This window comes from Methylobacillus caricis (genome assembly GCF_020532705.1).
In the GTDB taxonomy this organism is placed as follows: Bacteria; Pseudomonadota; Gammaproteobacteria; order Burkholderiales; family Methylophilaceae; genus Methylobacillus; species Methylobacillus caricis.
Genome location: NZ_JAJAVD010000003.1, coordinates 1 through 20,177, shown reverse-complemented (window position 1 = coordinate 20,177; position 20,177 = coordinate 1). Strand labels below are relative to the sequence as shown.

The window sequence follows — 20,177 nt, the reverse complement described above, 5'->3', positions numbered from 1 at the left end:
TGGTTATTGCTCAAGCGTACTTGAGCATATTGTCTACCTAGCCATCCTATACGCGGATGAATAGTTATTGGAGCTGCTGTATTCTCGTTTCGAGTTGTGCTTTATCCACCGCAGCAGAGTTCCGCACCGCCAGCAAAGCTTGTGTCTGGCGATAATATTGCAGCGCAAGTGCCGACTTGCCCATTTGATCCAGGCTGATCGCCAAGTTAAATGCATATTCCGGATTGGCTGCATCCAGATGATGCGCCTGGAAATACGCTTGCTGGGCCAAGGGCCATTGGGCCTGCTCTGCATATAGATTACCCAAAGCCGCGTGTAAATAGGCTGCTTCAGGCTGTTGGGCAATCAGGCTTTTCAGCTGTGACTCACTCGCCAGCGGATCTGCCTGGCTGACCAACTCAAGCCTTGCGGCCTGTGCAATGCTGTTCCGGGGCTCGATCTCCTGCACCTTGGCATACCAACCTAATGCATCATTATTACGTCCCTGGCGTGCAGCAATTGCCGCCATGCCCAACAAGGCGTCGATATTGCGCGCATCTCCCTGTAAAACCTGGCGATACGCCTGTTGTGCCACAGCATCATCACCACGATTAAACGCCTGATATGCCAGCATGACCGTGCTATTAATCCCAGTAGATGGGCGATTCCGGCTGATTTGCACACCATTGTTGACATGATCGGCTACAGGCTCGCCAAATGCCATAGGCTGTTTTGCAGCAGCCTTCACGGGAGGGCTAGATAACGGCGCCCGGGCGTCAATACTTTCCATCTTTTGTGGCTGCCCTGCAGATGCTGCCACCTCATCATCAGCAATATCTGTTTGTATTGCTGTTGGCTCATCCTCAAGCCGGGAAGGCGTTGCTATTGGTACATCCGCGGGTTTCAGCGCAACCGGACGCGGTACAATCACTTCAGGCTGTGCCAAGAAAGAATTCGCATACCATAAAAATCCCCCCCCAATCGCCAGCATCAATCCAAGCAACAAAAATCCCAATACCAGTGGTGAAATGCGGGAATCCACCCGTACTGGCCCCCGGGCTTTTGCTGCCAGCAGTTTTGCGGCGGCTTGCTGGTTATCCGAAGTGGTTTTGTCCAACTGGCTTTGCGCAGTAGGCTTTTGGCCTGCATCTTTATTGTCGGGAGGAACATACTCTGGCTCACCAACGGGTGCCAACTCCAGCAAGAAATCTTCTATATCAGCCTTCTCCAGTTGCTGATCATTCTTGCCATGCTCGGCCTTTTGCAGCGCTTTAATTAACAGACTCATTGATCAGCTTCTGCAATTGTTGCGCAGGAAGATACTCCTTGTAACTACTCAGTTCATCACTCTCGAGACTGGCATTCTGAATCACCACCGGGCGCAGAAAAATCACCAGCTCAGTCTTGACATTGAAGTTACTTCGCGCAGTAAACAATTTTCCTAAAAGAGGCACTTTTGAAATGCCAGGGACATTATCAGTGGCCTGCTGGATATTATCCTGCATCAGACCACCTAAAACTGCCGTATCCCCACTACTCACTCGCAATACTGATTCCAGCTCACGTACCTGAATTTGGGGAATTCTGCTTACAATCGGAGGTGTCACCGCCGCCAGCTGGGGATTCGGATCATCCACATAACTCAATACCCGCGAAATCGTTGGCCTGACATTAATATTAACAAGGCCTGTCTCATTGATCTGGGGCGTTACACTCATGACAACACCGACTGGCACAGTATTGGGGGTTGTAGTAATGGACTGGAGATTATTCGCACCCAAGGCAGAACCTTGGGATATTTGTGATTGAATAGTGAAATAAACTAGATTATCGACCACCTTAAGCACTGCAGTCTGGTTATTCAGCACCATTAATTTGGGACTGGATAACACTTTGGTATTTCCAAACTGCTGCAACAAACGCAAACTTAAATTGATATCACTGGAAGAATAGCCGATGCTGAATGGCGCCCTGGTTCCCGCAGTACCGGCAATCCCGGCCGGAGCAAGCACGCTGGCCAAGCCCAAGGATTCATTCATGTTAAAACCGTTACCAATACGAGACCAGTCGATACCGGCCTGGTAAGTGTCATTAAGGGTCACTTCTACAATGGAGGCCTCTATCAATACCTGCCGCCGGGCACTAGTCATGACTTTATCAAGAAATTCCTGCACTTTCTCATGTTGTCGATTAGTGGCCCTTACACTCACAATGCCCGTTTCTGGGCTGGCAATGACAGTTGCGGCAAACAGAGTTTTGTATTCCGTCCGCGCCTGCTCGCGCTCCTCCACACCAGATCTGACCGAGGTCGGCGTCTCGGCGCCCTCAGCTCCGACCATTTGTGCCACATCAGGCGACTGAGCCGTATTACCGGCTCGCGTGATAATCACCTCTTTGTCAGTTTCAGCCAGAATATCTTTTAAATTCTGGATCAGCGTTTCCCAAAGATGATTTTTAGATTCGCTATTCACAGCCGTTCTTGAGCTGTTGGCCGCCCCTGTACCTGACGACGAAGAACCACTACTGGTCGAACCACCGCTTGCACCACCACCAGTTGTCGATGCACTGCGCCCTGTACTGGCAATCTCTGCCGCCGCACCGATAAAGCCCGTGGTATCCCGCGACATATTCACGTAGTCAACTTTGTAGCTGCGTAACACCGGCATATCAGGCGTAATGCTCAGTACACTGCCGTCCACCCTGTAGGTAAGGTCCACTTGCTTGGCAAGCCGCTCCAGAATGGCTTGCAGCGTTTGATCAACTGCATTCAAAGTCACTCGCCCCTGTATGGCAGGATGAATATCAATATTCAGTTTGCTTTCCCTTGCAAGGGCAAACAATATTTCCTTCACTGGAACATCATTGACTACCACGCTATAGGTCTGCTCCTTTGATCTGGCAATAGGGGGTGGCAGATAGCTAGCGCTCTTGACCGGTTTGGGGATGCTGGCTGGGCCAACTGCGGGAGGTGGCGATTCCGAGATATGCCCAGTGGAAGGAGACACGGTAGATTGATGAGCGCAACTTGCCAGACCAAGAAATGGCAGAATCAATATACTGGCAATTTTTTGCAGCTGACCGGGCAAAATACCCTCCCTTAATTCTCGTTATGATGATTTCAAGAGATTTATCCCACAATCTACATGCGATTGCAACAATAAGCTATTGATGTTGTTTTACTTCTTCTCTAATTCCAGCAATTGTCCGCAATTGGGGCGCAGTGGCCGCAGCTGCAGGTAGTGATTGCAGCGCCATGGCGGCATCCTGACGATTCGAATATGTGCCATATAAAATGGTAACGAAAGCTTTCTCGCCAACTTTAGTACGAATTGCATGAATATTATCCAGCTCCAGCGTGCTTGTCAGCTGACCCAATTGCTGATTGACGGTGTCTTCATCATCGCTCCGGACCAACTGGATGGTCACATTGCCTTCAGCCTGCTGTTCCAGCCAGCCGGTACTATCCTCCAACCGGTTTTGGAGCAAGGTATTGCCCTGTTCATCAGGCGTGGGGGTTCGTGATTCGTCTACCAACCCTGGTTCGGCCAGAGGGACAATTGACGGATTGCCGGTTGCCACCTGTAGATCATCACCCTGTTGCTGAAATAACCATAAGCCGGCAAAACCACCTGTCAGCAGCAGGACAATGGACATGCCGATAAATAATCTTCGCAGCCCGCGCTCACTCGCAGGTAACTCTGCTGCAAACTCGCTATCCCTGATAGCTGCTTGCACATGTTTATGATCAACCTGGTACACATTTCCTGCAAATGCTGATAACAACGCCTTGTCTGCCAGAATATTGACTCGACGCACCAATCCTTGAGCGGTGCGGGCAAGCAAGCGTATAGCGGACTTGGTGAACAATGGCGGGCCAAAATAACCGGCAGCCCTCAAGCGGAAAATCAAATATTCTGCAATTTCGTTTTCCCGCAGCGGACCAAGATAAAAACTGTGAGTGATGCGCTCCTTGAGTTGGCGGATCTGTCGCTGGTCAAGGTTCTCATCCAGCTCCGGCTGACCGAACAACACAATCTGCAGCAATTTATCGTGACGCGTTTCCAGATTGGTCAGCAAGCGAATTTCCTCAAGCGTTGCCAGAGGCATGCCCTGCGCCTCTTCTACAAACACCACCACATGCTGGCCAGCCTCATGTTTTTCCAGCAAATAGCGCTGCAACTGCTGCATGACCTGAAGGCGCTCCGCATTTGCAGGAAGCTCCAGCTGCAATTCCAGCGCTATTGCGTACACCACGTCTTCAGGGGCCATGCTGGGATTGGCCAGATAAACGCTTTCCACCTGGGCCGGCAACATTGTTTGCAACATGCGGCACAACATAGTCTTGCCGCTGCCCACTTCGCCCACCACCTTGACGATGCCCTCGCCGCTGGTGATGGCATACAGCAGCGCTTCAAGCACAGCACCACGGTTTCCTCCTGAAAAGAAGAAGTCCGTGTTCGGTGTGATCTTGAATGGCGGCTCTTTCAAGCCAAAATGGGCGTAATACACTATTCGCCTTTGAAATCCTGCTGCAATTGGATGCGGCTATACAAGGTGGTGCGGTTGATCCCCAGCAACTTGGCAGCTTGGCTCAGGTTGCCGTGTGTAATCTTCATAGCAGCATCTACATAGGCACGCTCCCAAGCCTTCAATACCTGGTCCAGGTTGACGTTGGCCTGCATCTGCAAATGTTTGTATGCCTGATTGGCCATGGAAGCATCATCCGTTGCCGGCGATGCCTCTACTATATTGTTCGTAATGCCAGCATGCATGAGATCGAGTTCAGCAGCCAGCTGCACATCCGTTACCAAGCGGCCGGAGTATTTGGCAATCAGGCGAATGATGATATTGCGCAACTCGCGGACATTGCCCGGAAAGTGGTAACCCAACCAGCGTTGCTTCGCCTTATCGTCGAACGCAAACGGTTTTTGTGCCGTTTCACGTGAATAGAAATTGTTGAAATGCTCAAGCAGGAGATAACGATCCTCTTCAAGGTCCCGTAATGGCGGTACACGCACTGAAAAGACGCTGAGCCGATGATAAAGATCAATGCGGAAATGCCCGGCCCGTACTTCCTCGCGCAAATCACGATTGGTTGCTGCGACAATTCGTGCACGGCTGCGTCTAGTCTGTGTTTCCCCGATGCGCTGGTATTCACCATTTTCCAGCACACGCAATAGTTTTGCCTGCAGCTCCAACGGCAATTCGCCAATCTCATCCAGGAATAATGTGCCTTCACCAGCATCTTCAAAATAGCCGGTATGCGCATTGGCAGCCCCGGTAAATGAACCTTTACCGTGACCGAAAAGTATTGACTCTGCCAATGTGGGGGAAATTGCAGCACAGTTAACTGACAAATAAGGCTGCTGGGAACGCCGGCTTAAACGGTGCAGGCAATTCGCCACCAACTCCTTGCCACTGCCGGACTCGCCCTCGATCAGCACGGGAAAGGGCGCATCGGCAAATTGCATGATCTGCGTCCGCAATGTTTGCATGGGCAAACTATCACCGAGCAGACCGCAACCATCCTGGGCATTGAGCTCCTCGCCCAATTCTGCATCCTGCAATTTCAATGCATTCTGCAGCAGCTCCCGCAAGCGCTCGACATTGCAAGGCTTGGGAATGAAGTCCACAGCTCCCAATGCCAATGCATGCTTGACATTGACCTCTTCGTTTTGACCAGAAAGCACCAGAATCTTCATGGTAGGTGCATGTGCCAGCAACTCGCCAATGACCTTGAAACCTTCATCTGGCTTATGTGGCACAGGAGGCAAGCCAAGATCGACCAACGCCAATGACGGTGGCTCTTCCAACTGGCGCAACAAACTCTTGGCCTGGGCACGGGATTCAGCGACATAAACTTCGAAATCCTTGCCAAGCAGAAAATGCAAGGTATCAGTGATCAGCGGATCATCATCAATAATGATTAATGCAGGGCGGTGTTCAGCCATCAAGGCGGCCTTCATGAAAAGTTCTGGACGGTGGAAGTATTGATTTCATGGCGCTACTATAAGCACATCACCCCAATCATACAAGGCAAGGGCCCTGAGATGAAAGGCATATGAAAAATTAAGAAGCCCAATGCCGTTTAGTGGATAATTATCCCCATCATTATCCCGGAGTTAGCCATGTCTCTAGACGAAAATTCCATTAACGCAATCAACGACTATTTTCCATCCATTGCCCAGATAGCACTGGACCATACCTATGAAACGGTAACCGAAGACACAACATTTGCCGAGTTTATGGAGTCGCTTATTGATAGGATCAACCAATATTCGGCAGAACATGTTGCCACCGAAGTACTGTCTTTTTCATCCAGAAAGATCGAATCCATCAACGATGGTACAGGCATCACCGTGGATGATGTACAAGGCTTTATTGATAATGATGGAGATGATGAAGAGGGCGATGAATATTAAAGCTTAAATATAGTCTCTAGCCTGAGGCTTTTTGCATATACACAATAGGCTGGATAACAGTGACACGCATCACGGCCAACCAATGCAGTTAGCGTTTGTAAACTTCTGGGTAAGATACTACAGAGAATTAATGGTTGTGATTGCTGATCTAAGCATTTCTCGATAGCCTCGACAGGTGGTGCACCAAGCCAAACATATCAGCAAATTCAATTGCGGGCAAAGGTCGGGAGAATAAATATCCCTGGCCTTCGGAGCAGCCAATTTCAAGCAATGCCATTTGCTGCTCAGCAGTTTCAATCCCTTCTGCAATTGTTTCCAGCGAATATGCGTTTGCCATATCAATCACTGCGTTGATAACAGTTTTGTCCTGTTGAGATTCAAGCATGCCCTGGACAAAGGAACGATCAATCTTGATACGGCTTAGAGGATATTGCTTGAGCAGGCTCAGGGATGCGTATCCTGTGCCAAAATCATCAAAAGCCACTCCGACACCAGCCTCCCGCAAACGTCGTAGGGATTCGAGTGCCACCTCATCATGTTCAAGCACAATATTTTCTGTGATTTCCAATTCCAGTGCAGATGGCGGCAATCCATGCCGCTCAAGCACAGAGATGACTTTCGCAGCCAGGTCATCCACCCGGAACTGTGCCCCGAACAGGTTGACCCCCATCCTAAAATCTCTCAGCCCGTACCTTCTCCATTGCGCAACCTGGGCACAAGCCTGATCCAGCACCCAGTCCCCCACTGTTGCAGCCAAGGGGCCATTTTCCAATGCTGGCAGGAAAGCAGCTGGTGATAGCAGCCCGCGTTCCGGATGCCGCCAACGGATGAGTGCCTCGGCACCTGCCAGTGAACCATCGGACAATCGGATTTGTGGCTGGTAGAAAAGCACAAGCTCGCCTTCATGTACTGCACGATGCAACTCCAAACCATAGAGATGGCGCGCCACTGCTTCCATGCGGAGCGCTGGTACAAATACAAAGGATTGTGCTCCGCCCAGTCGCTTGGCATGGAACAAGGCCAGGTCTGCATTCCCGATCAATTCCAGGGCTTCTTGTGCATGTTGAGGTGATATCGCCACACCGCAACTAGCTGTGATACGAATCTCGTGGTGGTCAATCACGATGGACTTGGCAAGACTATTAATCAAGGTTTGTGCAATGGACTGTGCTTGGACAAGATCATCCATGGGATGGACTAACAATGCGAACTCATCGCCTCCAATCCTTGCTGCCAATCCCGATTTGCCAATCCCCTCCTCCAGTCTATGCGCTACTTCACGCAGAATACTGTCTCCTACCGCATGTCCTAGCGTGTCATTAACATCCTTGAATCCATCAAGATCCAGCATCAACACAGCGATAGGCCTGGCAGCTACTAAGGCATGTTCCACTTCGCGATAAAAGCATCCCCGATTTGCCAGGCCGGTGAGTAAGTCTGTAGTAGCTAACCGATGAAGCTCTTCTTCTTCGCGTTTTTTTGCTGTGATGTCATGCAAATGTGCATTGAAAATGAGTTGTCCATGTTCTTGCCAACAGAAGAGTGAAAGTCCCAGCTCAAACTCAGTCCCATCCTTGCGGAGGCCATAAGCGGTTTCGGGCATGGATATGCCATCAAATGTGCCTGTGGTAACCGCCTGCGATACCAATTGATGGAACATGTGATGCTCGCGCTCTGGGATCAGTTGATCAATAAATAAACCTTCACCTTCATCAAGACGGTAACCATGTAATGTTGCCGCCGCCTGATTCCAAGCTATGATTTTGAGATGGGCATCAAACCAGACAACCGCAGTGGGTGAATTGCGTGCAAACTCCTCGAACGGGCGGCGGGATTGTTCGGTTGAAATTTCCAGGCGACGCAATTCCAAGCGATCTACCGCCATTTTGGCAAGTTCGCGTAAACGCTCGCAATCTTCGTCGGAAAACTCTCTGGGTTGCCCGTCAATGACACACAAGGCCCCTAGGGCATACCCATCGGGCGAAGTTAATGGGACACCTGCATAAAACCGTAAGTTGGCAGGCCCAATCACCAATGGGTTATCGTGAAACCGTTCATCCAGATGGGAATCGGGCACCACCATCACATCGGTTTGGTTAATGGCATGGGCACAGAAGGAAACATCCCGTCCCATATCCACAGTGCCCACGCCGACACTGGCAGCAAAGAACACATGATCACTGCCAATCATGTTGATCGCCGCTACTGGCATATCGAACATGCGAGCCGCAATTTGCACCACTGGCTCAAGCGCAGGAAGTGGCCTGTCTTGTCCTAATCCATACGCAGCCAATGCTTGTAAACGTTCATTTTCATCCGGCGGGATCATGGGACATTTCATTAGAAATTTCCTATAAGCAGCATGAGGGAGACGAAGTCATTAACTAAATATAATTTTAGGTCACCATCATAAGATGGAAATTTATACCAGACAATGGTAGCTGCCATCGTCCATGCGCTTCACTACCCTCCCTATATACGGTATAAGAACCAAGCGCTCCACGCCTCTTAAGGTGATATCTCAGGTTGATATTTAATCAGCAGCTCTAAGAGCCATACTTTGCTTTAATTGGGAATGTACGACTTAATGGAGGTTGATTAACCCCGTTGGACACAGGCTTGTAGCTTACCCGCTATCTTGCAAAATGTTGCCATAATTCTCCCAAAGGACAGAATCAGGACAAATGCAATGATTTAAATATTCAGTCACAAAAAACGACTCAATAAAATCTATATATAAATAAAGGGAAGTAAGATGGGGTGGCTGATGGGGCTCGAACCCACGACAACTGGAATCACAATCCAGGGCTCTACCAACTGAGCTACAGCCACCATTGAAACTGGGAAACCAGTAAAATGGCCTGCCCGACAGGAATCGAACCTGTAACCCCCAGCTTAGAAGGCTGGTGCTCTATCCGATTGAGCTACGGGCAGATTGTCGGGCAATCTAGACATTTAAAAAACTGGTCGGGGTGGAGAGATTCGAACTCCCGACATCCTGCTCCCAAAGCAGGCGCGCTACCAGGCTACGCTACACCCCGAGGGCGAGAAATATAGCGCATCCTAGGGGGAAGGTCAAACTGATTCTGCTAAAATGGCGCATTATTTTCAAAAAAATTGCTATGACTGCCCAAATCATCAATGGAAAAGCTGTCGCTGAAATAACGCTAAGCGAGACAAAATCATTAATAGACAATCGCTTGGCCTCTGGCTTGCGCGCGCCAACGCTGGCAGTCATTCTGGTCGGTGCCGATCCGGCCTCTGCCATCTATGTCCGCAACAAAAAACTGGCATGTGAAAAAACTGGTGTGCGATCCATTTCTTACGACCTGCCTGCCACTATCACTGAAGCCGATCTTTTGAGCCTGATCTCGCAACTCAACGATGACGATGAAGTGGATGGCATTCTTGTGCAGTCACCGTTGCCTGCTCATATAGAAGAAAAGAAGGTCATAGAAACCATCAGTGCCGCCAAGGATGTTGATGGCTTCCATCCATACAATATTGGCCGACTGGCCGTCCGGCAGCCCACTTTGCGCTCGTGCACCCCTTTTGGTGTAATTAAGCTACTGCAGTCCACCGGTATCAAGGTTCTTGGCATGGATGCGGTGGTTATTGGTGTATCCAACCATGTAGGCCGGCCCATGGCGCTGGAATTGCTGCTCGCAGGCTGTACCGTCACCAGCTGTCATCGGCACACAAAGGATCTGCGGGCCAATGTTGAGCGTGCTGACATCGTCGTGGCTGCTGCTGGCAAGGCAGGCCTGATCAAGGGTGAATGGATCAAGCCTGGCGCCATCGTGATAGACATCGGTATTACCCGGTTGGATGACGGCACAATCTGCGGTGATGTGGAGTTTGCTGTCGCCAAAGAACGGGCTGGCTGGATCACTCCTGTGCCTGGCGGCGTAGGCCCCATGACGGTAGCAACCCTGATGCAAAACACCCTGAAAGCACTAGAACTGCGGGAAACAGCTTCGCGCTAGATAATAAAACAAGCGGCTGCTACCAATGTGCCGCGATTTATTCTGGCTCTGGGCAACCAAGGCTTTTGCATCACTGAATTATTCAGTGTACACTTGCGCCTGCTTTATTTTTCTGTTAATCAAAAAAATTAACTTCAAGGCGCACATGGCTGAAGCAATTACACGACAATTTGTTCCTTACCAGCCCAAGGCTGGTGAGGAATACATGAATGAAAAGCAACTCAATCATTTCCGGAAGATTTTGAACGACTGGAAAGCAGAGCTTAGTCATGATATTGACCGCACGGTTCACACCATGCAGGACGAAGTGACCATGTTTGCTGACCCGAATGACCGGGCCAGCCAGGAATCCGACATGGCGCTTGAACTGCGCAACCGTGACCGCGAACGCAAGCTGATCAAGAAGATTGACGAAACCCTGTCCAAGATTGATGCAGGCGACTACGGATATTGCAATGGTTGTGGCATAGAAATTGGCCTTAAACGACTAGAAGCCCGTCCAACAGCAACGCTATGCATAGATTGCAAAACTCTGGATGAAATCCGCGAGAAGCAAGTCGCCAAGTAAGCTTCTCAACTCCTTGAACCAATCCTCCTTTAGGCATTGGTCGTCTCTAGCTTAGCCAAAAATTTGATTACAGCTAGCACCTGTTCATAGGTTTGGATTGGATGAAATAAAAAAAGGCCGGATATACTATCCGGCCTTTTTGTTTATAGCTTTATAAGCTTAATCATGCATCCTGCTGTTCTGAAGCTGCTGGCTCTTCAGATTTTTCTTCCGCGGAAGGCTGTTCAAGCAGCGCCTTGGCGCTCAAGCGAACACGACCCTTGTCGTCCACTTCCAGCACCTTAACCTTGACTACTTGACCTTCCTTGAGGAAATCACTCACAGCATTGACACGCTGATGAGCAATTTGAGAGATATGCAGCAAACCATCCTTGCCTGGCAACAATGTGACAATCGCGCCAAAATCGAGCAACTTGATAACAGTACCTTCGTATACCTGGCCCACTTCAACTTCAACAGTGATCGCCTCAATACGCTTCTTGGCCTCTTCACCGGCTTCAGCGCTGGTGCAACCAATCTTGATAGTGCCATCTTCTTCGATATCGATGGTCGTACCGGTTTCTTCTGTCAAGGCACGAATCACTGCGCCGCCCTTGCCGATTACGTCACGAATCTTCTCGGGATTGATCTTCATGGTGATGATACGTGGAGCAAATGCGGACAGCTCCTGGCGAGTCTCGCCCATGGCTTCCTTCATCAGGCCCAGGATATGCAAACGCCCTTCCTTGGCTTGTGACAAGGCTACTTGCATGATTTCTGCAGTAATACCGGTAATCTTGATATCCATTTGCAGGGCAGTAATACCACTCTCAGTACCCGCTACCTTGAAGTCCATGTCGCCTAGGTGATCTTCGTCGCCCAAGATATCAGTCAAAACAGCAACGCGGTTGCCTTCCTTGATCAGGCCCATGGCAATACCCGCCACATGTGCCTTGACTGGCACGCCTGCATCCATCAGGGACAAACAGCCGCCACAGACAGAAGCCATGGAGCTGGAGCCGTTGGATTCGGTAATTTCCGACACGACACGGATGGTATAACCGAACTCTTCCTGGCTAGGCAATACAGCCAGTAAAGCACGCTTGGCCAAACGGCCATGACCGATTTCACGGCGCTTTGGCGTACCGACACGGCCAGTCTCACCAGTTGCATAGGGAGGCATGTTGTAATGCAGCATGAAGCGGTCAGTATATTCACCTTGCAGCGCATCAATGATCTGCTCATCACGGCCGGTGCCCAGAGTCGCCACTACCAGCGCTTGCGTTTCACCGCGGGTAAACAATGCAGAACCGTGAGTACGTGGCAGCACGCCGGTACGGATGCTGATAGGACGCACAGTACGGGTATCACGGCCATCGATACGAGGCTCGCCATTCAGGATCTGGGTGCGTACAACCTTGGCTTCCAGGTTGTGGAGAATATTCTTGATTTCACCGGCTTCAGCACTGGAAGTTTCCTCAGTGACCAATTCAGCCAGCACACGGCTCTTCACCTCATCCAGCTTGGCAGAACGCGCGCCCTTGGACTTGATCTGGTAGGCCGCATTGATATCATCACCAGCAGCAGCTGTTACCTTTTCGATCAAGGCAGTATTTTCTTCAGGCGGGGTCCAATCCCATGGTTCATTACCCACTTCTGCAGCCAACTCATTGATGGCATTAATAACAGCCTGCATTTGCTCATGACCATAGACTACAGAACCCAGCATGACATCTTCTGGCAGCTCCTTGGCTTCAGATTCCACCATGAGCACAGCACTGCTGGTAGCAGCCACCACCAGATCCAGCTCGGTTTCTTTCAGCTGGCTAGCGGTAGGGTTGAGTACATACTCACCGCCGATATAGCCTACACGTGCAGCGCCGATCGGGCCATAGAATGGAATACCGGAAACAGCCAACGCGGCAGAAGCACCAATAATCGCTGGGATATCGGAATCGATTTCGCTATCTGATGACATTACAGTAGCAACGATCTGCACTTCATTCAGGAAAGCTTCTGGGAACAGGGGGCGCAACGGACGGTCGATCAGGCGGGAAGTCAGCGTTTCCTTTTCGGAAGGGCGACCTTCACGCTTGAAGAAACCGCCTGGAATCTTGCCAGCCGCATAAGTACGCTCTTGATAATCCACGGTCAGTGGGAAAAAGTCTTGACCAGCCTTGACTTCACGCTTGCCAACCACAGTCACCAGCACTACGGTATCACCGTAGCTAACCATTACAGCACCATCAGCCTGGCGGGCAATCTCACCAGTCTCAAGGGTCAGCTCATGCTGACCGTAGGCAATCGTTTTTTTAATTGCTTTCACGATAATTGTCCTTTAGATAAAAAAATAAGCCGATAAGCATTGCGTTCCCGCTTTGCTTTCGGCTTATCCTATGAATTCACAAGTGCGCGATGATTACTTACGCAGACCCAAGCGTTCGATCAATGTACGATAGCGATCGGCATTCTTGCGCTTAAGGTAGTCCAGCAGCTTGCGGCGCTGACTTACCAGCTTCAACAGACCACGACGGGAATGGTGATCTTTGGCATTGCTTTTGAAATGCTCGGTTAAATAGGTAATGCGAGCACTAAGAAGTGCAACTTGAACTTCTGGGCTACCTGTATCGTTTGGAGCTTGTTGGAAATCAGCAACAATCTTTGCTGTTTCTTGAACTGTAATTGCCATAACTTAAATCCTGTGTTGTGAGATGTGTTTTGCGTCAATGCAAATGCAGGTTACATCAAGCCCGCTAGAGCATTCATTTACAATTAACTTTTAATTATAACCCCATTTAAGTATAAGTTCAATAAACCAGTATTGACATACTCTGTAGCTGCTGAAAAGCCAATGGTGAATAGCCAGGAATCACTCAAGCAAATTTTTCAATTGATATTACTGACCCGCCTGACGAAGCAAACGCTTGGGAGCAATAGAGCCGCGGGGAGTTTGTTCGCCAATGCCCAGGAAAACGCCCTGTGCAGAGTAAAGCCTGAACAATCCTTCGATCCTTAACCCGGGCTTCCACACTTCCTGGCCGCGCAATAAATAAAAAGTGCTATCGGCATCAATGGTGACTTGGGGTAAATCCTCGATTGCAGCATCCGCCCCCAGCAGGGTTACGTCGCGCTGCTCCAGCGACATCTGATCGAGTTGCTCGATCGTCACCGCATCCTGCAGATTGAAGTGGGCCGTCGTCAGGCGCCGCAAACCACCAAGATGGGCGCCACAACCCAGCAATTTGCCAATGTCTTCTGCCAGCGTCCGTATGTAAGTGCCTTTGCTGCATGACACCACCATCTCAAACTGCTTGCCGTCAAACCGCTCGAGCGTAATGTCATGTATGGTAACCGGCCTAGGCTCCCGGACAATTTCCACGCCTTCCCGGGCATATTCATAAAGCGCTTTGCCGCCATGCTTCAAGGCAGAATACATGGGTGGAACCTGCAAGATATCGCCTAACATCTTTTTCAGTGCTGCTTCCAACTCGGCTGGCGTCGTAGTGACCGGCAATCGCTCCAGCACCTCGCCCTCGGCATCGCCTGTCGTTGTCGTGCTGCCCAAGGTCACCAATGCCCGGTAGCTTTTGTCAGCATCCAATAAAAAATGGGAAAATTTGGTGGCTTCGCCCAGGCAGATGGGCAACAGGCCGCTTGCCAACGGGTCAAGGCTGCCGGTATGGCCGGCCTTGGCCGCCTGGTAAAGCCGCTTGACTATCTGCAATGCCTGGTTGGAGGAAATGCCGAGCGGCTTGTCCAGCAGCAGCACGCCGTCTATATTGCGCTTGACCCGTCTGAATTGCACAGCGTAACCGTTTTGCTCAGGCAGACTCGTCGTCTTGATCAGGTGCGGAGGGCGGCAGTACCTCGTCGATCAGCTTGGCAATGTGCATGCCGCGATCAATCGAGGCATCATAGACAAAATGCAATTGCGGCACTGTGCGCAGCAACAAGCGCTTTGCCAGCTGGCTACGCAGGAAACCTGCTGTCTTCTCCAGCCCTTTCTGCAACTCTACGCTTCCAGCCGCAGCCGTGTAATAGACCTTCGCATGTGCCATGTCACCACTGACCTCGACTTCCGTCACTGTTACCATGCCAACGCGCGGATCTTTCACTTCAAATTGGAGCAGATCAGCGAGCTCACGCTGAATCTGCTCTGCCACCCGATCGCTTCTGGAGAATTCCTTGGCCATACGCTTAGAGTGTTCTCGCTACTTCAACCACTTCGAATACCTCGAGGATATCGCCGACTTCGATTTCATTGTAGTTCTTCAGGGACAAGCCGCATTCAAAGTTGGACTTAACCTCCTTGACGTCATCCTTGAAGCGCTTGAGCGAATCCAGATCACCGGTATGGATGACCACATTGTCACGAAGCAGGCGGACCTTGGAGTTACGGCGGATGACACCATCCTGCACATAGCAACCGGCCACTGCACCAACGCGGGAAATACGGAAGACTTCGCGGATTTCCACGGTGCCAATCACGTTTTCCTTCTGTTCTGGTGACAACATGCCGCCCAATGCCGCCTTCACTTCATCCACAGCCTCATAGATGATGGTGTAGTAGCGCACATCAACGCCGGAGCTTTCAATCAGCTTGCGCGCACCTGCATCGGCACGCACGTTGAAACCAATGATCACGGTCTTGGATGCTGCAGCCAAGTTGACGTCAGATTCGGTAATCGCTCCCACACCGGTGTGGATGATGTTGACCTTGACTTCATCGGTGGACAATTTCTGCAAAGAAGTCGCCAAAGCTTCGTAAGAACCTTGCACGTCGGACTTGATGATCAACGGCAGTACCTTGACTTCGCCCTCGCCCATCTGCTCGAACATGTTCTCAAGCTTAGCAGCTTGCTGTCTCGCCAGCTTCACATCCCGGAACTTGCCCTGACGGAACAAGGCAATTTCGCGCGCCTTGCGCTCATCATTCAGCACAATGACTTCTTCACCAGAGTTAGGCACATCGGACAGTCCCAGGATTTCTACCGGGATGGATGGGCCAGCCTCTTTCACGTCGTTGCCACTTTCATCCAGCATGGCACGTACACGTCCATAAGCGCTGCCAGCCAGTATCATGTCACCACGCTTGAGCGTACCGGATTGCACCAGAATGGTTGATACCGGGCCACGGCCCTTGTCCAGACGGCCTTCAATCACCAAGCCCTTGGCTGGGGTATTCTTGGGCGCCTTCAGTTCAAGTACTTCCGCTTGCAGCAACACAGCTTCCAGCAAGTTGTCGATACCGAGTCCTGTTTTGGCCGAGACTTCGACAAACATGGTGTCGCCACCCCAATCTTCAGGCACGACTTCATGCGTCACCAGTTCCTGTTTGACACGCTCGGGGCTGGCTTCAGGTTTATCAATCTTGTTAACAGCCACCACCAGTGGCACACCTGCCGCCTTGGCGTGATGCACGGCTTCAATGGTTTGCGGCATGACACCGTCATCAGCTGCTACTACCAGAATCACTACATCAGTCGCTTTGGCACCGCGGGCGCGCATTGCAGTAAATGCCTCGTGACCCGGTGTATCCAGAAAAGTCACCATGCCACGCGGTGTTTCCACATGGTAAGCACCAATGTGCTGTGTAATGCCGCCTGCTTCACCAGAGGCCACACGACTACGACGAATGTAATCCAGCAAGGATGTTTTACCGTGATCAACGTGACCCATCACCGTAACAACTGGTGGGCGTGCTTCCTGTATGGCTTCCGCATACTCTTCATCATCCAGGAAAGTTTCCGGATCATTGGAGGCAGCTGCCTTCGCATTGTGTCCCATTTCCTCCACGATGATGATCGCAGTTTCCTGGTCCAATACTTGGTTGATCGTCACCATCATTCCCATTTTCATGAGTGCCTTGATCACCTCACTGGCCTTGACTGCCATCTTGTGGGCAAGATCACCAACGGAAATGGTTTCAGGAACCAGCACCTCATGCACTATAGGCTCAGTCGGCGCATTGAATGCATGCTGCTGATCACTACTGCTATTCTTTTGGGATTTGGACGACTTGCTCTTGTGCGCGCGCCATCCCTGGGCTCCGCCCGCATCACCGCGAGCCTTGACGCCACCACGTTTCTTGTTGTCGCTATCTGCCCATTCCTTGCCGCTCTTAACACCCTTCTTGGCACCCTTGTCGTCAGTCTTTGGCGCTTCCTTTGCCACAGGTTTATGTAAAGTTCCCTCAGACAGCTTGGTGCTTGCTGCCGCTGCGGCCGCACGTTTCGCCTCTTCTTCCTGTCTGCGCTTTGCAAGCTCCTGTTTTTTCCGCAGGTCTTCAGCCTGGATTGCAATCAACGCAGCGTGGCGCTTGGCTTCTTTTTCACGCAGCGCAAGCTCATCTGCACCAAAAATCTCTTTAGCGGTTAGCTTGGTACGAACCACGGGTTCTGCTGGCTTTTCAGAGACAGGCTCAGGAGCCACAACTGGCTCTTCCACCTTCACTTCAGGCACTTTTTCTTCTTCAATGGTGACTGGCTCAGCCTCAACAACCAACTCTACAGCTTCCGGCTCGACCTCAGGCTCTGCGACAACATCAACTACGGATCCCGTTGCTTGCTCAGCAGCGAGCGCAATTGAATCATCATGCTCATCAACCAGCACCTCAGCCAACGGCTCTTCTTCATTGATAGAGTCAACTGGAGAATCACGACGGACAAGGACACGCTTTTTACGCACCTCAACCTGGATGGTGCGCGCCTTGCCACTGCTATCTGACTTCTTAATTTCGGTTACCTGCTTGCGGGTAAGCGTAATTTTATTCTTGGGCGCCTGTCCACCATGCTCTTTACGCAAATATTCCAGCAAGGAAGTCTTATCCTGTTCCGTCAGGATGTCTTCGTATGCCAATTTATTCACGCCAGCACTTTTCAGTTGCTCCAGAAGCAGTTCAGCCGGCAGCCCTAATTCATTGGCAAACTGTGCTACGCTCGATTGTCCCATTCTGTTACTCCAGTCTCTTCTATTTGCACTATTTCACAGTGCATTTCTTCTTAGCTATGCTAAATTCACTTTGCATCAATCCACAGCTTAAGCAAACCATGGAGCACGCGCTGTCATAATCAACTGCTTGGCGCGCTCAACATCCATACCAGTCAGCTCGACAAGGTCATCTACTGCAAGATCCGCCAAATCATCCATGGTTGAAACACCTTTGGAAGCCAGATTACGAGCAGTAGCCTCATCCATGCCATCCATTGTCAACAGATCCTCTGAAGCTTCCTCAACCTTTTCTTCCTTGGCAATAGCTTCAGTGAGCAAGGCGGCACGTGCGCGCTTGCGCAGCTCATTGATGGTATCTTCATCAAACGCTTCGATTTCGCTCATTTCTGCCAATGGCACATAAGCAATCTCTTCAAGTGTGCTGAAACCCTCTTGGACCAATATTTCTGCAACCTCTTCATCCACATCCAGCTTGTCTACAAACAATTGCAGGATGCCGGTATGCTCTTCTTCATTTTTCTTCGCTGCTTCTTCTTCGGTCAGGATATTCAATGTCCAGCCGGTCAGCTCGGAAGCCAGACGTACATTCTGGCCACTGCGGCCAATCGCCTGAGCTAGCTGCTCTTCATCCACAATCACATCCATACTGTGCGCATCTTCGTCGACGACAATTCCTGACACTTCAGCAGGCGCCATAGCATTAATGACAAACTGCGCAGGCTCCATAGACCACAATACGATATCAACACGTTCACCGGCTAACTCGCCAGTCACAGCCTGTACACGTGATCCACGCATACCAACACAAGTACCAACTGGATCAAGGCGCTGGTCATTGGACTTCACTGCAATCTTCGACCGCAAGCCAGGATCGCGTGCGGCCGACCGAATCTCAAGCAAGCCCTCCTCGATTTCAGGCACTTCAAGTTCAAACAACTTGATCAGGAACTCTGGGGCTATACGCGAAAGAATCAATTGAGGGCCCCTTCCGCCACGCTCAATACGTGACAGATAGGCACGTACACGGTCACCTACCCGAAGGTTTTCCTTAGGAATCATCTGTTCACGCGGAAGGATAGACTCTATACGGCCAACTTCAATAATCGCATTACCTTTTTCCATACGCTTGATGACACCAGTCACCAAATGCTCTTTACGAGCGAGGAAATCGTCCAGAATTTGCTCACGCTCGGCTTCACGTACTTTTTGAAGTATCACCTGCTTGGCAGCTTGAGCACCAATACGACCAAATTCGACAGATTCCAAAGGCTCTTCGACATATTCACCTTCAGCCAAATCCTTGGCGCGTTCGTCGCCCAAGGCAATCTGCGCACCAGGATTTTCCAAGGCCTCTTCAGCTACAATCTGCCAACGACGGAAAGAATTATATTCACCATTTTCACGGTCTATCTCTACACGAACATCAGCATCTTCAGTGAAGCGCTTCTTGGTTGCAGAAGCTAATGCCAACTCCAGCGCCGTGAAAATGACGGATTTGGCCACATTTTTCTCGTGGGCCAATGCATCAACCAATAGTAATATTTCGCGACTCATTTCAATCTCCGCCAAAAAATTTGGTGCTTAGTACTCAGGGGATAACCGTGCTTTATCAATATTGGACAGTGCAATCCGCTGCTCCACACCATCGCACTCGATCACAAGGTTACCTTGGTCCAAGCCACGCAATATGCCTAAAAAATTCTTTCTGCCCTCAACAGGGATACGCACTTTCACTTGGGCACGTTCGCCCGCAAAACGTACATAATCAGTTTCTTTTTTCAAGATGCGATCAAGGCCTGGGGAAGACACCTCAAGTCGATCGTAATCAATATCATGTTCAACAGCCAACAGGTCACTCAGGTGATTGCTCACCAGTACGCAATCGTCAATATTGATGCCCTCAGGCTTGTCGATGAACAAGCGTATCAACTTTCCGCGATTAGACATCTCCATATCAACCAGTTCATAGCCCAGTTGAGCAAGAGATTTATCCAATAATGTGTATAAATCCTGCATATCAAACCCTAAACTACGGTTTTTACAAATAAAAAATGGGCTTAACGCCCATCCCAAAGAATCACATTATATCAATCCAAACGATGAATTGATAACACAAAAACAAAAGCCCTCGTATAGAGGGCCTTTGCATACGCTCAGAAGAGAATCTGAGCGTTAAATAAAAGCCTGGCGGTGACCTACTTTCGCATACGAGAAGTATACTATCATTGGCGCAGAATCGTTTCACGGCCCTGTTCGAGATGGGAAGGGGTGGTTCCAATTCGCTATGGCCGC

Annotated in this window: 15 protein-coding genes, 3 tRNA genes and 1 rRNA gene; 3 read left to right on the top strand and 16 right to left on the bottom strand. The window is 50.3% G+C overall.

The annotated features are described in order from the left end of the window. Window positions 1–64: 64 nt before the first annotated feature. The 4 genes from LG200_RS09355 to LG200_RS09340 form a co-directional block, all read right to left on the bottom strand. The gene (locus tag LG200_RS09355) at window positions 65–1,267 is read right to left on the bottom strand and encodes a tetratricopeptide repeat protein (protein ID WP_226757363.1); all 1,203 of its coding nucleotides are present in this window, start codon (window positions 1,265–1,267) and stop codon (window positions 65–67) included. Continuing rightward, window positions 1,251–3,065 (bottom strand): pilus (MSHA type) biogenesis protein MshL, encoded by a 1,815-nt coding sequence (mshL, locus tag LG200_RS09350; RefSeq protein WP_226757362.1) that lies wholly within the window; start codon window positions 3,063–3,065, stop codon window positions 1,251–1,253. Before mshL ends, LG200_RS09355 begins: the two co-directional genes overlap by 17 nt. A gap of 76 nt (window positions 3,066–3,141) precedes the next feature. Then, window positions 3,142–4,488, bottom strand: a complete 1,347-nt coding sequence (locus LG200_RS09345) for an ExeA family protein (protein WP_226757361.1) — start codon at window positions 4,486–4,488, stop codon at window positions 3,142–3,144. Continuing rightward, window positions 4,488–5,930 carry a sigma-54-dependent transcriptional regulator gene (locus LG200_RS09340; protein ID WP_226757360.1) on the bottom strand — a complete coding sequence of 481 codons (1,443 nt, stop codon included), beginning with the start codon at window positions 5,928–5,930 and terminating at the stop codon, window positions 4,488–4,490. The genes LG200_RS09345 and LG200_RS09340 overlap by 1 nt, the downstream gene beginning before the upstream one ends. Window positions 5,931–6,107: 177 nt before the next feature. Here LG200_RS09340 and LG200_RS09335 point away from each other — a divergent pair, with 177 nt between their 5' ends. Further along, the gene (locus LG200_RS09335; RefSeq protein ID WP_226757359.1) at window positions 6,108–6,401 is read left to right on the top strand and encodes a hypothetical protein; all 294 of its coding nucleotides are present in this window, start codon (window positions 6,108–6,110) and stop codon (window positions 6,399–6,401) included. A gap of 148 nt (window positions 6,402–6,549) precedes the next feature. On the opposite strand, the gene LG200_RS09330 is transcribed toward LG200_RS09335, so the two are convergent. From LG200_RS09330 to LG200_RS09315, 4 genes are all read right to left on the bottom strand, one after another. Then, window positions 6,550–8,742 (bottom strand): putative bifunctional diguanylate cyclase/phosphodiesterase, encoded by a 2,193-nt coding sequence (locus LG200_RS09330; RefSeq protein WP_226757358.1) that lies wholly within the window; start codon window positions 8,740–8,742, stop codon window positions 6,550–6,552. Window positions 8,743–9,157: 415 nt separating this feature from the next. Continuing rightward, a tRNA-His gene (locus LG200_RS09325) sits at window positions 9,158–9,233 on the bottom strand. A gap of 25 nt (window positions 9,234–9,258) precedes the next feature. Next, window positions 9,259–9,335, bottom strand: a tRNA-Arg gene (locus LG200_RS09320). Window positions 9,336–9,365: 30 nt separating this feature from the next. After that, window positions 9,366–9,442: transfer RNA gene (locus tag LG200_RS09315), tRNA-Pro, on the bottom strand. A gap of 81 nt (window positions 9,443–9,523) precedes the next feature. Here LG200_RS09315 and folD point away from each other — a divergent pair. Next, a complete protein-coding gene (gene folD, locus LG200_RS09310) occupies window positions 9,524–10,387 on the top strand; it encodes a bifunctional methylenetetrahydrofolate dehydrogenase/methenyltetrahydrofolate cyclohydrolase FolD (RefSeq protein WP_226757357.1) in 864 nt (287 codons plus the stop codon). 145 nt (window positions 10,388–10,532) lie between these two features. Then, the gene (dksA, locus tag LG200_RS09305) at window positions 10,533–10,955 is read left to right on the top strand and encodes an RNA polymerase-binding protein DksA (RefSeq protein WP_226757356.1); all 423 of its coding nucleotides are present in this window, start codon (window positions 10,533–10,535) and stop codon (window positions 10,953–10,955) included. Window positions 10,956–11,118: 163 nt separating this feature from the next. On the opposite strand, the gene pnp is transcribed toward dksA, so the two are convergent. The 8 genes from pnp to rrf form a co-directional block, all read right to left on the bottom strand. Next, window positions 11,119–13,260 carry a polyribonucleotide nucleotidyltransferase gene (gene pnp / locus LG200_RS09300; RefSeq protein ID WP_404809801.1) on the bottom strand — a complete coding sequence of 714 codons (2,142 nt, stop codon included), beginning with the start codon at window positions 13,258–13,260 and terminating at the stop codon, window positions 11,119–11,121. Window positions 13,261–13,353: 93 nt separating this feature from the next. Continuing rightward, entirely contained in the window at window positions 13,354–13,623 is a 270-nt protein-coding gene (gene rpsO / locus LG200_RS09295; protein WP_015829110.1) for a 30S ribosomal protein S15, read from the bottom strand. Between the two features lie 207 nt (window positions 13,624–13,830). Further along, on the bottom strand, window positions 13,831–14,739 hold the full coding sequence (gene truB / locus LG200_RS09290; protein WP_226757355.1) for a tRNA pseudouridine(55) synthase TruB: 909 nt from the start codon (window positions 14,737–14,739) through the stop codon (window positions 13,831–13,833). A gap of 16 nt (window positions 14,740–14,755) precedes the next feature. Further along, window positions 14,756–15,127 carry a 30S ribosome-binding factor RbfA gene (gene rbfA / locus LG200_RS09285; RefSeq protein ID WP_226757354.1) on the bottom strand — a complete coding sequence of 124 codons (372 nt, stop codon included), beginning with the start codon at window positions 15,125–15,127 and terminating at the stop codon, window positions 14,756–14,758. 4 nt (window positions 15,128–15,131) lie between these two features. After that, a complete protein-coding gene (gene infB, locus LG200_RS09280; protein WP_226757353.1) occupies window positions 15,132–17,885 on the bottom strand; it encodes a translation initiation factor IF-2 in 2,754 nt (917 codons plus the stop codon). Between the two features lie 87 nt (window positions 17,886–17,972). Further along, window positions 17,973–19,439, bottom strand: coding sequence for a transcription termination factor NusA (gene nusA, locus LG200_RS09275; protein ID WP_226757352.1), 1,467 nt, complete (start codon window positions 19,437–19,439; stop codon window positions 17,973–17,975). Window positions 19,440–19,466: 27 nt separating this feature from the next. Further along, complete coding sequence (gene rimP, locus LG200_RS09270; RefSeq protein ID WP_226757351.1) at window positions 19,467–19,901, bottom strand: ribosome maturation factor RimP; 435 nt, start codon at window positions 19,899–19,901, stop codon at window positions 19,467–19,469. A 166-nt stretch (window positions 19,902–20,067) separates the two neighbouring features. After that, window positions 20,068–20,177 (bottom strand): 5S ribosomal RNA (rrf, locus tag LG200_RS09265); the annotation flags it as partial.

Bases quoted from the DNA above. Each gene is read 5' to 3' on its own strand.
- nusA (WP_226757352.1), bottom strand. From the start codon at position 19,439: ATGAGTCGCGAAATATTACTATTGGTTGATGCATTGGCCCACGAGAAA.
- LG200_RS09335 (WP_226757359.1), top strand. From the start codon at position 6,108: ATGTCTCTAGACGAAAATTCCATTAACGCAATCAACGACTATTTTCCA.
- rpsO (WP_015829110.1), bottom strand. From the start codon at position 13,623: ATGGCAATTACAGTTCAAGAAACAGCAAAGATTGTTGCTGATTTCCAA.
- LG200_RS09355 (WP_226757363.1), bottom strand. From the start codon at position 1,267: ATGAGTCTGTTAATTAAAGCGCTGCAAAAGGCCGAGCATGGCAAGAAT.
- LG200_RS09330 (WP_226757358.1), bottom strand. From the start codon at position 8,742: ATGAAATGTCCCATGATCCCGCCGGATGAAAATGAACGTTTACAAGCA.
- dksA (WP_226757356.1), top strand. From the start codon at position 10,533: ATGGCTGAAGCAATTACACGACAATTTGTTCCTTACCAGCCCAAGGCT.
- rbfA (WP_226757354.1), bottom strand. From the start codon at position 15,127: ATGGCCAAGGAATTCTCCAGAAGCGATCGGGTGGCAGAGCAGATTCAG.
- folD (WP_226757357.1), top strand. From the start codon at position 9,524: ATGACTGCCCAAATCATCAATGGAAAAGCTGTCGCTGAAATAACGCTA.
- infB (WP_226757353.1), bottom strand. From the start codon at position 17,885: ATGGGACAATCGAGCGTAGCACAGTTTGCCAATGAATTAGGGCTGCCG.
- LG200_RS09340 (WP_226757360.1), bottom strand. From the start codon at position 5,930: ATGGCTGAACACCGCCCTGCATTAATCATTATTGATGATGATCCGCTG.
- rimP (WP_226757351.1), bottom strand. From the start codon at position 19,901: ATGCAGGATTTATACACATTATTGGATAAATCTCTTGCTCAACTGGGC.